This is a genomic window from Rhodococcus coprophilus NBRC 100603 (genome assembly GCF_001895045.1).
GTDB lineage: Bacteria > Actinomycetota > Actinomycetes > Mycobacteriales > Mycobacteriaceae > Rhodococcus > Rhodococcus coprophilus.
Window position 1 is genome coordinate 84,041 of sequence record NZ_BDAM01000006.1, and the last position, 12,241, is coordinate 96,281.

At 66.6% G+C, this 12,241-nt stretch carries 14 protein-coding genes, 1 tRNA gene and 2 pseudogenes; 8 read left to right on the top strand and 9 right to left on the bottom strand.

The features are described 5' to 3' along the window. Positions 1-13 precede the first annotated feature (13 nt). Both RDCOP1_RS11570 and RDCOP1_RS11575 read left to right on the top strand, forming a co-directional pair. The gene (locus tag RDCOP1_RS11570; RefSeq protein WP_072700613.1) at positions 14-487 is read left to right on the top strand and encodes a DUF309 domain-containing protein; all 474 of its coding nucleotides are present in this window, start codon (positions 14-16) and stop codon (positions 485-487) included. Continuing rightward, entirely contained in the window at positions 487-1,107 is a 621-nt protein-coding gene (locus RDCOP1_RS11575) for an LON peptidase substrate-binding domain-containing protein (protein WP_072700615.1), read from the top strand. Before RDCOP1_RS11570 ends, RDCOP1_RS11575 begins: the two co-directional genes overlap by 1 nt. An 83-nt stretch (positions 1,108-1,190) precedes the next feature. Here the strand turns inward: RDCOP1_RS11575 and RDCOP1_RS11580 are convergent, their stop codons facing one another. From RDCOP1_RS11580 to RDCOP1_RS11590, 3 genes are read right to left on the bottom strand one after another with little or no spacing between them, the layout of a single operon-like run. Then, the gene (locus RDCOP1_RS11580) at positions 1,191-1,814 is read right to left on the bottom strand and encodes a LutC/YkgG family protein (RefSeq protein WP_072700617.1); all 624 of its coding nucleotides are present in this window, start codon (positions 1,812-1,814) and stop codon (positions 1,191-1,193) included. Beyond that, positions 1,811-3,319, bottom strand: a complete 1,509-nt coding sequence (locus tag RDCOP1_RS11585; RefSeq protein WP_072700618.1) for a lactate utilization protein B — start codon at positions 3,317-3,319, stop codon at positions 1,811-1,813. The genes RDCOP1_RS11580 and RDCOP1_RS11585 overlap by 4 nt, the downstream gene beginning before the upstream one ends. After that, a complete protein-coding gene (locus RDCOP1_RS11590; RefSeq protein WP_072700620.1) occupies positions 3,316-4,074 on the bottom strand; it encodes a (Fe-S)-binding protein in 759 nt (252 codons plus the stop codon). The genes RDCOP1_RS11585 and RDCOP1_RS11590 overlap by 4 nt, the downstream gene beginning before the upstream one ends. A gap of 100 nt (positions 4,075-4,174) precedes the next feature. Between RDCOP1_RS11590 and RDCOP1_RS11595 the strand changes: the two genes are divergently transcribed. Both RDCOP1_RS11595 and RDCOP1_RS11600 read left to right on the top strand, forming a co-directional pair. After that, a tRNA-Met gene (locus RDCOP1_RS11595) sits at positions 4,175-4,251 on the top strand. 92 nt (positions 4,252-4,343) lie between these two features. After that, positions 4,344-5,531 carry an AI-2E family transporter gene (locus tag RDCOP1_RS11600; protein ID WP_084722580.1) on the top strand — a complete coding sequence of 396 codons (1,188 nt, stop codon included), beginning with the start codon at positions 4,344-4,346 and terminating at the stop codon, positions 5,529-5,531. Here RDCOP1_RS11600 and RDCOP1_RS21790 read toward each other — a convergent pair. The 4 genes and pseudogenes from RDCOP1_RS21790 to RDCOP1_RS11615 form a co-directional block, all read right to left on the bottom strand. Continuing rightward, positions 5,520-5,789, bottom strand: coding sequence for a hypothetical protein (locus RDCOP1_RS21790; RefSeq protein WP_231923101.1), 270 nt, complete (start codon positions 5,787-5,789; stop codon positions 5,520-5,522). The two genes, RDCOP1_RS11600 and RDCOP1_RS21790, sit on opposite strands and share 12 nt — an antisense overlap. Before the next feature lie 104 nt (positions 5,790-5,893). Continuing rightward, positions 5,894-5,980: pseudogene (locus tag RDCOP1_RS21945) on the bottom strand (FAD-binding protein); the annotation flags it as partial. 88 nt (positions 5,981-6,068) lie between these two features. Next, positions 6,069-6,716, bottom strand: a complete 648-nt coding sequence (locus RDCOP1_RS11610) for a CoA transferase subunit B (protein WP_072700623.1) — start codon at positions 6,714-6,716, stop codon at positions 6,069-6,071. Next, complete coding sequence (locus tag RDCOP1_RS11615; protein ID WP_072700625.1) at positions 6,713-7,459, bottom strand: CoA transferase subunit A; 747 nt, start codon at positions 7,457-7,459, stop codon at positions 6,713-6,715. Before RDCOP1_RS11615 ends, RDCOP1_RS11610 begins: the two co-directional genes overlap by 4 nt. A gap of 184 nt (positions 7,460-7,643) precedes the next feature. Between RDCOP1_RS11615 and pcaD the strand changes: the two are divergent. From pcaD to RDCOP1_RS11635, 4 genes and pseudogenes are all read left to right on the top strand, one after another. After that, positions 7,644-8,438, top strand: a pseudogene (gene pcaD / locus RDCOP1_RS11620) (3-oxoadipate enol-lactonase); the annotation flags it as partial. 50 nt (positions 8,439-8,488) lie between these two features. Continuing rightward, positions 8,489-9,298 (top strand): IclR family transcriptional regulator domain-containing protein, encoded by an 810-nt coding sequence (locus RDCOP1_RS11625; protein ID WP_072700628.1) that lies wholly within the window; start codon positions 8,489-8,491, stop codon positions 9,296-9,298. Positions 9,299-9,315: 17 nt separating this feature from the next. Further along, on the top strand, positions 9,316-10,527 hold the full coding sequence (locus RDCOP1_RS11630) for an acetyl-CoA C-acetyltransferase (RefSeq protein WP_072700630.1): 1,212 nt from the start codon (positions 9,316-9,318) through the stop codon (positions 10,525-10,527). A 39-nt stretch (positions 10,528-10,566) separates the two neighbouring features. Then, on the top strand, positions 10,567-10,983 hold the full coding sequence (locus RDCOP1_RS11635) for a DoxX family protein (RefSeq protein WP_072700632.1): 417 nt from the start codon (positions 10,567-10,569) through the stop codon (positions 10,981-10,983). 7 nt (positions 10,984-10,990) lie between these two features. Here the strand turns inward: RDCOP1_RS11635 and curA are convergent, their stop codons facing one another. After that, positions 10,991-12,028, bottom strand: a complete 1,038-nt coding sequence (gene curA / locus RDCOP1_RS11640) for an NADPH-dependent curcumin/dihydrocurcumin reductase (protein ID WP_072700634.1) — start codon at positions 12,026-12,028, stop codon at positions 10,991-10,993. 32 nt (positions 12,029-12,060) lie between these two features. After that, positions 12,061-12,225: a hypothetical protein gene (locus RDCOP1_RS21495; RefSeq protein ID WP_169848882.1), complete on the bottom strand. Its 165-nt coding sequence runs from the start codon at positions 12,223-12,225 to the stop codon at positions 12,061-12,063. Positions 12,226-12,241: the final 16 nt, after the last annotated feature.

A 12,241-nucleotide genomic window follows, 5' to 3' on the forward strand; every position in this document is an offset into this window, starting at 1 on the left:
TACCCTGAAGCCCATGACGGAGCGGGACCGGACACCCGACGGCCGACCCCGGAACGCGCGTCCGCGGGATGCGCTCGGCCGTCCGTTGCCACCCGGTGAAGACGGCGTCGAACGCGTTCCCGAAGACCTCGATCTCGATATCGAGGAGACTGTTTCGGAGGGTCAGCGACTGCTCGATCACGGGTACCCGTTCCACGCCCACGAAGTGTTCGAGGCGATGTGGAGGAAGGCTCCGCCGGAAGAGCGCCCGCTGTGGCAGGGCCTCGCGCAGCTCGCAGTGGGCATGACCCACCTGCTGCGCGGAAACCCCAAGGGTGCGGCCTCGCTGTTGCGGCAGGGCAAGGCGCGGATCCGTCACTACGAGGATGTGCCGCCGTACCGGCTCGACATCGACGGGTTGTCCGCGTGGGCCGACCATCTCCTGACCCAGATCGACCGAGGCGACCCCACGGATGCGCCCCCGATCCCCATACTGAGGATGCCTTGATGCCGATTCTTCCCATGTTCCCGCTGGGTACCGCTCTGCTGCCGGGAGCAGGCCTGCCGCTCCACGTCTTCGAGCCGCGCTACCAGCAGCTCGTGCACGACTGCATGGCTGCACCCGACGGCCCGCGTTTCGGGGTCGTGCTCATCGCACGGGGACGCGAGGTCGGCGGCGGCGAGCAGCGTAACGATGTGGGTACCGTCGCGCGGATTCTTCTCGACACCGAGATCGGGAACGGACGCCACGTTCTGGAATGTGTTGCAGAGGAACGCATTCGCGTTGTCTCGTGGCTTCCCGACGATCCGTACCCGCGCGCCGAGGTGGAGGCGTGGCCGGATACGGGGTCCGGGCCCGTCGACCTGTCTCCGCTGCTCGGGTCACTGGAACGCCTGTACGACCTCCTCGACCGATTGACCGAGGGGAATGCGCCACCGCCGCCGTCACCCTCGGAACTCCCGGACGATCCCGGCGAACGCTTGTTCGCGATCGCGCGTCATGTTCCCATGGGCGAAGCCGATCGATATGCGGTGCTTTCGACGCCCGGTCCGGCCGAGCGCTTGGAGGTGCTGACCGAATCGGTGGCCACCGCGATCGATCTGGCGTCGTGGAAGCTTCAGAACTGACACTCCCCGCGATCGACGACGGACACCGCCGGGCCGCCCGCGAGACTCACGGATTCGTCGCGGGCCTGTGAGTTCCGGCCTTGTCAGTCGACGACGACCACCACGAGAGTCCGCGGTCCGTGCACTCCCTCGACACGCTCGAGTTCGATGTCGCTGGTCGCGGACGGCCCACTGATCAGTGTGGTCGGCCGGTCGGGCACGAGCCTCGCGAGAGCTTCGGGCACACCGACTTCGATGGTGTCGAGGCCCACGACGCAGATGTGAAGGTCGGGCACCAGGGTGAGGGCACGTCGGCCCTGGTCTGCGCTTCCGTCGAGAAAGATCGTGCCGGTCGCCGCGCACGACACAGCCGATCCGGTGAGTACACCGTCGAGTTGCCCGAGGTCGGGTGCGGGCACCTCGGGCGAATCGACGACGATCCGTCCGCCGAATTCTGCGAGCCACGAGCGGTCCAGTCCGGCGGGCACCCCCAGACTCTGCACGCCGAGTCCGGTGAGAAGTTCGGAGAGCGCACCGGGCAGATCAGCGGCGGAGTAGCAGTGCACCTCTGCCTTGTAGTCACGCACCCGGTCGGCGAACAACTCGTAGCGATGGTCGTCGGGGAGGGTACGCCCGGTGCGATAGCGGCGGACGACCTCCACCGGAGCAGACTCCGAGAGCGTCAATGCATCCCGGATACGGCCCAGTACAACGTCTCTCGAATTCACGAGGTGCCCCCCGACCGCCTCGCACGTTCGAGGGTCTCCCGCCGTTCGTCGGTGTCCCACCATTGCCGGAACGTCTGTTTCGGAGGTGCGGCGATATCGCGGGCGGCGGTCCACCCGCTGAGCGGCCACGGGAGCGCCGTGATCCTTCCCTTCCTGCCCGCGAGCAGCCGGGCGATCCCCGCTGCCTTCTGCGCTTTGGTCCAGCGCGGAGCCGACGACATCGCCAGCGACGCTGCTTTCATCGCTGCGGCCTCCGCTCCCGGTCGTGCGTGCTCTGCCTTCTGGTGCCGCAATTCGACGAGCAGGGAAGGAATGTCGATGCGCACGGGACACGCGTCGAAACACGCACCGCACAGGCTCGACGCGAACGGCAGGGTGGCGTTCGGATCGTGGGGTTCGTCCATGCCGGCCAGTTGCGGCGTGAGGACAGCGCCGATCGGCCCAGGGTAGGTCGAGCCGTAGGCGTGACCGCCGGTGCGTTCGTATACCGGGCACACGTTGAGGCAGGCAGAACAACGGATGCAGCGGAGCGCCGCTCGGCCCACGGCGTCCGCGAGGGTTGCGGTGCGTCCGTTGTCCAGCAGGATCACGTGAAAATTCTGTGGCCCGTCGCCGGGGGTGACCCCTGTCCACATCGAGGTATACGGGTTCATCCGCTCGCCCGTCGACGAACGTGGCAGCAGTTGCAGAAACACCTCCAGATCACGGTAGGTGGGCAGCAGCTTCTCGATTCCCATGACGGTGATGAGAGTCTGGGGCAACGTCAGGCACATTCGTCCGTTACCTTCGGATTCGACCACCACGAGGGTTCCCGTCTCGGCGATACCGAAGTTCGCTCCCGATACCGCTACCGGAACGGTCATGAACTTGTGGCGCAGGTATTTTCGAGATGCTTCGGCGAGGTGCGCCGGGTTCGCATCGAGGTCCGGATCTACACCGTCCATCTCGCTGAGGAAGATACTGCGGATCTCGGCCCGATTGCGGTGGATGGCGGGCACGAGAATGTGCGACGGGGTGTCGTGCCCGAGTTGCACGATGAGTTCGGCCAGGTCGGTCTCGTGCGCGGTGATGCCCTCGGACTCGAGATACTCGTTGAGGCCGATCTCCTGGGTGGCCATGGATTTCACCTTGATGACCTCGTTCGAGCCGGCTTCGCGCACCAGACCAGCCACGAGCGCATTGGCCTCGTCCGCATCGGCGGCCCAATGCACGACGCCACCACGTGCGATCACGGCCGCCTCGAACTGCTCGAGCAGGTCGGGCAGTCGCGCAAGCACGTCGTTCTTGATGCCCTCGCCGGCAACGCGGAGGTCTTCCCAATCGGGTAGTTCTTCGGTGACCGCGAGCCTTTTGCCACGGATCGTGTGCGTCGCCTTACCGATGTTGCGCCGCAGTTGCGCGTCGGCAAGTTCGTGATGTGCTGCGGCGGGGAATGTTTCGGTTCCGCGTATGTTTCCGGTGCCGCGCGGGGGGACCGGCGGCATCCCCAGCGAAGCGGTGGTCATGAGCGCACCGCCGGGGCCGGTTCGCGAACGGACGCGAGAATCTCCGCGAGATGCATTGTGCGTGTTCCCATCCGCAGGCGCGACATGCCACCGCCGATGTGCATGAGGCACGACGAATCGCCGGCGGTACAGATCTCGGCATCGGTGACGGCCACGTTCCTGATCTTGTCCGCGAGCATCGCCGTGGACGTCTCGGCGTTCTTGAGCGCGAATGTGCCGCCGAACCCGCAGCACACATCGGCTTCGGGGAGTTCGACGAGATCGATGTCGCGCACCTCCCGCAGTAGCCTGAGGGGTTTGTTGCCCACCCTGATCATCCGCAACGAGTGACAGGTCGGGTGGTAGGTGACGCGGTGCGGAAACGACGCCCCGACATCGGTGACGCCCAGGACGTCGACGAGCAGTTCGGACAGTTCGTACGTCTTGGCCTTCACCACCTCCACACGCTCGCGGAGGGATGCAGAACCGTAGCGGTCCGCGACGATGTGGTGCTGGTGACGGATCGACCCGGCACACGACCCGGACGGCACCACCACCGCGTCGATCGCCGGGTCGCCGAATTCGTCGGCGAAGTTCTCCACGAGCGGCAGCGCGTCGGGCTGGTAACCGGTGTTGATGTGCATCTGGCCGCAGCAGGTCTGCCCCGGCGGGAACACCACCTCGTGGCCGAGCCTCGTGAGCAGGACCGCGGTTGCCTGGAGTGCGCTCGGGAAGAGCGTGTCTCCGAGACAGGTGCCGAACAGTGCGATCCGCATGGGGCTCCTCCGCATCGTCTGTGGTCCGCCTCACACTATCGCCGCCGACCGACACCCTGGTGAAATCGTCTCCGAAAGTCGTGTATCGTTGGTCAGGCAACGCGGGGTGGAGCAGCTCGGTAGCTCGCTGGGCTCATAACCCAGAGGTCGCAGGTTCAAATCCTGTCCCCGCTACCACCACCGGCCCGGACTCTCACGAGTCCGGGCCGGTTTTGCTTTGCCCACGGTAGATTCGCTGTGCCTGTATCTGTACCGGCCGCGGGAGCAACATGAACGACGTGGACGACCCGGAACCGGAGCGCACGCAGCGGGGCGGTGCCCGGCGCGTCCAGCGCTCCGGACTTCCACGCTGGTTCCGCCCGGTGATCCTCTACGTGCTGTTCGCGATCGCCGCGTACCAGATGTCCGGCTGGCTGTTCCACAACCTCAAGGGCTTCCTCGGACTGCTTTTCCTGGCTTGGCTCTTCAGCGTCACCGTCGAGCCCGTGGTCGACCGCCTGGACCGTTTCGGGATGCGTCGTGGGCTGGCGGCGGGGATCGTTCTGTTCGGGCTGATCCTCCTGGTGATCGGGTTCCTGTCCCTGTTCGGCGCCTTGCTCGCCGAACAGCTCGCCCAGCTCGTCACGGCGTTGCCGGAGTCGCTGGCGTCGGTGACGCAGTGGGCGAACCGTACTTTCGACACCGACTTCTCCGTCAACTCCGACGATCTGAAGGTGACGCCCGATACACTGCGCGAGCTTGCCGCGCGCTTCACTCCCGGCGTGCTCGGAGTGGTGACCTCCCTCTTCGAGGTGCTGTTCCAACTGCTGACGATGCTGCTGTTCGCGTTCTACATGTCGGCCGAAGGGCCGGCGCTGCGCCGCACCGTCGCCAGCTGGTTCCCGGCCCGGCAGCAGCGCGTCATCTCGACGGTCTGGGAGATCTCGGTCGACAAGGCCGGTGGATACGTCGTCTCCCGCCTGATCCTCGCGGCGTTCAGCACAGTGGCGACAGGGGTGTTCCTGGTCATCTTCGACGTGCCCTACTGGCTCCCACTGGCGTTGTGGACAGGCATCGTCTCGCAGTTCGTGCCGACACTCGGCACCTATCTCGCGATCGGGCTTCCCGCGATCATCGCGGCCACTGCCCACCCGATCAACGGATTGTGGGTCGTCGTGTTCGGCACGGTGTACCAGCAGATCGAGAACTACCTGCTGCATCCCCGCATCACCGCGCGCACGGTCTCGATCCATCCGGCGATGGCGTTCGGATCGGTGATCGTCGGTGCATCCCTGTTCGGCCCGGTCGGCGCGCTCGTGTCGGTTCCGGTGATCGCGGTGATCCAATCGCTGACCGAGACGTTCGGACGTCGCTACGAACTCGTTCCGGAGATTGCCGGTCCGCCCGAGACCGAACCGCCTGAAGCCGACGGCGATCCCGGCGACACCCGTCGACCCGACGAAGGATCAGGACCGTGAAGCCAGGTCGCGTGCGGCGAGGTGGGCGAACAGCATGCTCGGGTACCCGCGCAATGCGACGAGAAAGCGGCCGACGAGTGCCCTTCCACCGATGAGGGTGCTGCGCAGTCGTTCTCCGGCACGTTCGCGGCCCAGAGGTCCGCGGATGGACTCGTTGAGTTCGAGGTCGTCACGGACTCGGAGCGGGGCCGCGCAGATGTGTCGGCCGGTCGCACTCGCCTTGGGCGCCTTGCCGAAGTAGTCGGGCCAAGGCAGCACCTGGAACTCGAAGTTGTCGTCGGCTTCGATGCTTCGATGCTTCGATGCTTCGATGCTTCGATGCTTCGATGCTTCGATGCTTCGACAAGAATCACCGAAAGGCCTTCCCTGGCAGCGGTGTACGCTCCGCAGCACCCACCCGCCCCCGAGCCGACCACGAGTACGTCGCATTCCTGGGCCCAGTCCACCACTGTGTTCCTCCGTCGGTCAGGCGTCGGCAGGATGCTGACCGCACGGTGCCGACGGACGGGTGATCAGCGTCCCACCGGACGGGAGGTGTCAGACCGTGAGCGGAGCGGCGGTGGCTGCGAGCACGTCGTCGACGGTCACTCCGGGTGCGGTTTCGCGCAGAACCAGACCTGCGTCGGTGACGTCGATGACCGCCATGTCGGTGATGATGCGCTGAACGCAGCGTCGTCCGGTGAGGGGCAGCGTGCACTCCTCGACGATCTTCGGATCACCCTTCTTGGTCACGTGTTCCATCATCACGATCACGCGCTCGGCACCGTGGACCAGGTCCATCGCGCCGCCCATCCCCTTGACCATGGCGCCGGGGACCATCCAGTTCGCGATGTCGCCGGTCGCCGATACCTGCATGGCCCCGAGGACCGCGACGTCGATCTGGCCGCCGCGAATCATCCCGAACGACGCGGCCGAATCGAAATACGACGCCCCCGGGATCGCCGTGACTGTTTCCTTGCCGGCGTTGATGAGTTCGGGATCGAGTTCGTCCTCGGTCGGGTACGGTCCGACGCCGAGGACACCGTTCTCCGAGTGGAGGATGACCTCGATGCCGGGGTCCAGGTAGTTCGGCACCAGGGTGGGCATGCCGATACCGAGGTTGACGTACTGACCGTCCGCCAGTTCCCGGGCGACGCGAGCCGCCATCTCCTGGCGGGTGAGCCTGCGGATATCTGCCTTGGTCATGCTCGTACCGTCCGATTCTCGATGCCGACCTCGACCGGGCCGACGTGCACCACGCGCTGAACGTGGATGCCGGGTGTGTGGATCTGGTTGGGATCGAGTTCGCCGGGTTCCACGAGGTGCTCGACCTGCGCGATGGTGATCCGGCCGGAGGCCGCAGCCGGCGGATTGAAGTTGCGGGCGCTGGCGCGGTAGACGAGGTTGCCGTGGCGGTCGCCCTTCCACGCGTGGACGAGGGCGTAGTCGGCGACGATTCCGCGTTCGAGAACGTAGGTCTGACCGTCGAATTCGCGCGTCTCCTTCGGCTCCGACGCGGCGGCGATGTGACCGTGCCCGTCGTAGCGCAGCGGAAGACCGCCCTCTTCCACAGCAGTACCGACACCCGCGGGCGTGAAGAAAGCGGGGATACCCGCGCCTCCGGCGCGCAGGCGTTCGGCGAGTGTGCCCTGCGGAGTCAGTTCCACTTCGAGTTCGCCGGAGAGGTACTGCCGGGCGAACTCCTTGTTGGAGCCCACGTATGACGAGATCGTGCGGCGGATCCGCCCCTTCTCGAGGAGCAACCCGAGGCCGAAGCCGTCGGTACCGCAGTTGTTGCTGACGGTCTCCAAATCGGTGGCGCCCTGATCAAGGAGCGCCTGGATGAGGATCTCGGGAATGCCGACCAGGCCGAACCCTCCGACAGCGATCGTGACGCCGTCCTGAATGTCGGCTACGGCATCGGCCGCGGAGGCAACAACTTTGTCCATGCGTCTCAGGATAACCCGTTCCGTACGCATTGTGAACCCACGTACGCATCGCGAACAATTCTGCCGGGAGAGCTTGCGGGCGGCGCGACGGCCGCCCTACTGTGTTCGCATAGCGTTCATCCGTCCACATGGCGAACATGCCACCGGCATACTTCCCCGCAGCAACCCGCAGAGGAGACCGCCGATGACCGTCCCGCTCCACTACACGCAGCACGGGGATCCGGCCGCCCCGACCGTTCTCTTGCTCGGTTCACTCGGCTCGGATTCGACGATGTGGGTGCCGCAGATCCCGGCGCTGGTGGAGAAGTGGCACGTCCTCGCCGTCGACCATCGCGGGCACGGCCACAGTTCTCCCCCGCCCGACGGCCCGTACGCGATGGCCGACCTGGCGAGCGACGTGATCGCGCTGCTCGACTCTCTGGGCCTCGACGCGGTGCACTACATCGGACTGTCGCTCGGTGGCGCAATCGGCCAATGGATCGCCGCGCACCACCCCGAGCGGATACGCAGCCTCGCTCTCTTGTGCACCGCTCCCGCCTTTCCGCCGTCCGGTCCGTGGCTCGACCGCGCCGCGGCAGTACGCACCGAGGGCGTCGACTCCATCGCCGAGGCGGTCGTCTCCCGCTGGTTCTCGCCCGAGTTCGCCGAGCGCCATCCCGAAGTTCTCGCCCGGTATGTCCGCATGGTCGAAGCGACGACGGACGAGGGCTATGCCGCATGCTGCGAAGCTCTGGCGAACTGGGACGGTCGCGCCGACGCCGCACATATCGTCGCCCCGACACTCGTGATCGCCGGCGCACAGGACCCCGCGACTCCCCCGTCCACCATGCAGGCACTCGCGGACACCGTCGCGGGCTCCGAATTCGTCGTCGTCGACCCCGGTGCGCACCTCGCGAACGTTGAACAGCCCGACCTCGTGACTACCCTGCTCGTCGAGCACATCTCCCGTGCTCAGGACCGTGCCGCAGCCCAGGACACACCGCACATGCAAAGTCCGGCACGCGGCGCCACCCGGAAAGGCACAGTTTCATGAGCACCTCGGACCTCGACGACGCGCGCGCGAATCCTGTCGCGCCGACCGATTACGTACAGTCACTTGCGCGTGGCCTGTCGGTGCTCAAGGCATTCGGGGCCGAGCGCCCGAGACAGAGCCTGTCGGACGTCGCACGCACCACAGGGCTCACGCGCGCCACCGCGCGCCGCTTCCTGCTGACCCTGGTCGAACTCGGCTACGTCCGCACCGACGGCTCGCAGTTCTGGCTCACCCCGAGGGTGCTCGAACTCGGCTACACCTACCTCTCCGCGCTCTCCCTGCCGGATGTCGCACGACCACACCTCGAGTCGCTGGCCGAACAGGTCGAGGAATCGACCTCGGTCTCGGTACTCGACGGTGACGACGTCGTCTACATCGCCCGAGTACCCGTTCGTCGCATCATGACGGTGTCCATCACTCTCGGCACCAGGTTTCCCGCGCACGCGACCTCGATGGGGCGGGTGCTGCTGGCGGGCTTGGAGCCGGAGGAACTCGAAAAATACCTGGCGCGAGCCGAACTCACACGGATGACATCCCGCACGCTCACCACCATCGACGACTTGCGAACCGAAATCGAGAAGGTGCGCACCGACGGATATGCGATCGTCGATCAGGAACTGGAAGAGGGACTGCGTTCCCTCGCCGCACCCATCCGCGACGAATCCGGCGCGGTCGTGGCGTCGATGAACATCTCCACCCACGCCGGGCGGTATCCGGACGATACCGTCCACGACGTGCTCGTCCCCGCCTTGATCTCCACCGCCGACGCGATTTCGCGCGACCTGGTCAGCACCCGCACCCACTGAACCTCCACGAGGACACCATGAACGACGTAGTGATCTGTGAACCCCTCCGCACCCCGGTCGGCCGCTTCGGCGGCGCCCTGAAGGACATCGCCCCCGAGGACCTGGCCGCCACCGTGATCCGGGAACTGGTGACGCGGACCGGAATCGGCGGATCGGACGTCGACGACGTGATCCTCGGACAGGCGTCTCCGAGCGGGGAGAATCCCGCCATCGGCCGCATCGCCGCGCTCAATGCCGGACTGGGAGTGGAGGTACCGGGCGCTCAGGTCGACCGTCGTTGCGGCTCCGGACTCCAGGCCGTGCTCCAGGCCGTCATGCAGGTGCAGTCCGGCGGCAGCGATCTCGTCCTCGCCGGCGGAGCCGAGTCGATGAGCCAAGCGGAATTCTATGCGACCGGGATGCGCTGGGGCGTCCGGGGCGAGGCCGTTTCGCTCGACGACCGACTCGCGCGCGCCCGGGTCACCGCGGGTGGCCGGGACTTTCCGGTACCTGGCGGCATGATCGAAACCGCCGAGAACCTCCGCGCGGAGTACTCCATCAGTCGCGAGGACCAGGACGCGCTCGCGGTGCAGTCGCACCACCGTGCGGTGGCGGCGCAGAAATCGGGCGTCTTCGCCGAGGAGATCGTGCCCGTCGATGTTCCACAGCGCAAGGGGGATCCGGTTTCGGTCGACACCGACGAACACCCGCGGTCGGACACCTCTCTCGAAGGACTGGCGAAGCTGCGCCCGATTCGCGGCAGGATCGATCCGGAGGCCACGGTGACCGCGGGTAACGCCAGCGGGCAGAACGACGGTGCCGCACTCGCGGTGGTCACGACCGCGCAGAAGGCCGCACAACTCGGGCTGCGCCCGCTCGCCCGTCTCGCGAGTTGGGCCGTGGCCGGGGTTCCACCCCGGACCATGGGGATCGGTCCGGTCCCTGCCGCCGAGAAGGCACTCGGCCGGCTCGGTCTGACCCTCGCCGACATGGACGTCATCGAACTCAACGAGGCATTCGCCGCGCAGGCGCTCGCGGTGATGCGTGTCTGGGGAATCGAACCCGACGATGCACGGCTGAACCCGCACGGTTCCGGGATCTCGCTCGGCCACCCCGTGGGTGCGACGGGTGCACGCATTCTGGCGACCCTCCTGCGCGAACTCGACCGTCGGGAGGGCCGTTACGGGCTGGAGACGATGTGTATCGGAGGCGGGCAGGGGCTCGCGGCGGTCTTCGAGCGCATCGCCTGATCTCTCCACGACCGCAGCCCTGCCCAGTAGCATCGGGCCATGAGTGATCTTCGTACGGCCACCCCGCCTACCACTCGTCCCCGCACCGTCGCGCGGCTCCTGCTCGCGTCCGCGCTGGTGTTCGCCGGTCTGAGTCACCTCTTCTGGGCGCGCAGGGACTTCCAGGCGCAGGTACCCGACTGGGTTCCCATGGACAAGGACGGCGTCGTGGTGGCGTCCGGCGGTGTGGAGATCATGCTCGGGGCAGGGCTCGCCGTTCTCACCCGCGACCGCGTGCGGGTGGGCCGGATCGCCGCGTTGTTCTTCGCTGCGGTCTTCCCCGGAAATGTTGCGCAGTACCGCGGGCGACGCAGCGCGTTCGGTCTCGACACCGACCGGAAACGCCTGGTGAGGCTGTTCTTCCAGCCGGTGCTCATCGCGTGGGCACTGTGGAGCACCGGCACGCCGCGTCGCTGACGCGCGGTTACTCCTCGGGCGAGACGCGCACCAGGAGCTTTCCGAAGTTCTTGCCCGCCAGCATCCCGATGAACGCGGTCGGTGCGTTCTCCAACCCGTCGACGATGTCTTCCCGGTACTTCAGTGATCCGTCGCGGACCCACGCGGAGGCGTCGCGCAGGAAGTCGCCGTACATCTCCTTGACGAACTCGGTCTGGATGAAGCCCCGGATGGTCAAGCTCTTGGTCAGCACCGACGAGAAGAATCCCGGCAGGCGGTCCGCCCGTTCCTCGACCACGCCGTTGTACTGCGCCACCAGGCCGCACACGGGGATGCGCGCGTAGGTGTTGAGCAACGGCCACACCGCATCCTGCACGGCACCACCGACGTTCTCGAAGTACACGTCGATGCCTTCGGGAACCGCGTCCTTCAACTTCTTCGCGAACTCGGGATCGCGATGGTCCAATGCCACGTCGAATCCGAATTCCTCGGTCAGTGCACGGCACTTTTCGGGCCCGCCCGCGATACCGACGGTCCGGGCACCCTTCCGCTTGGCGATCTGCCCCACCGCGGAGCCCACCGGACCTGTGGCAGCCGCGACCGCCACCGTCTCACCGGGCTTCGGCTGTCCGATCTTCAGCAATCCGGAATACGCTGTGAAACCGGGCATTCCGAGAACCCCGAGTGCGGTGGAGATCGGGGCCGCCTGCGGATCGAGTTTCCGCACCGCCGCGGCGTCGACCACCGCGTGCGATTGCCACCCCGCTCCCGCCAGCACGTAGTCCCCGACGTCGACACCGGCGGCACGCGACTCCACGACCTGGCAGACGGTGCCTCCGACCATGACGTCACCGAGTTCGACGTGCGCCGCGTAGGACTTGGCAGTGCTCATCCGCCCACGCATGTACGGGTCGAGCGACAGATAGACGACACGCACGAGCAGTTGGCCGTCGCCGACCTCGGGTAGGTCCACGACCTCGGTACGGAAGTTGTCGGGAGTGGGCGTGCCGTCCGGGCGTGATGCGAGAACGATGCGGGTGCTCTGGGTCGATGTGGATGCACTCATCACCCCAGTGTGCCGCACCCCGCCGGACGGCTTCAGGCGATCCGGTGGGCTTCCCCGCGGGGCGGCACGTAGCTCGAGAACAATCGGGAATGGACGACCTCGGTGAAGGACGGTCCGTCCGGTTCGACGCGACGAGCCTGCCGCGACGGCTGCTCGTTGCGCACCGGGGACATGTTGGATGTGGATCGAATAGACACTTCGACTCCTCTCGGA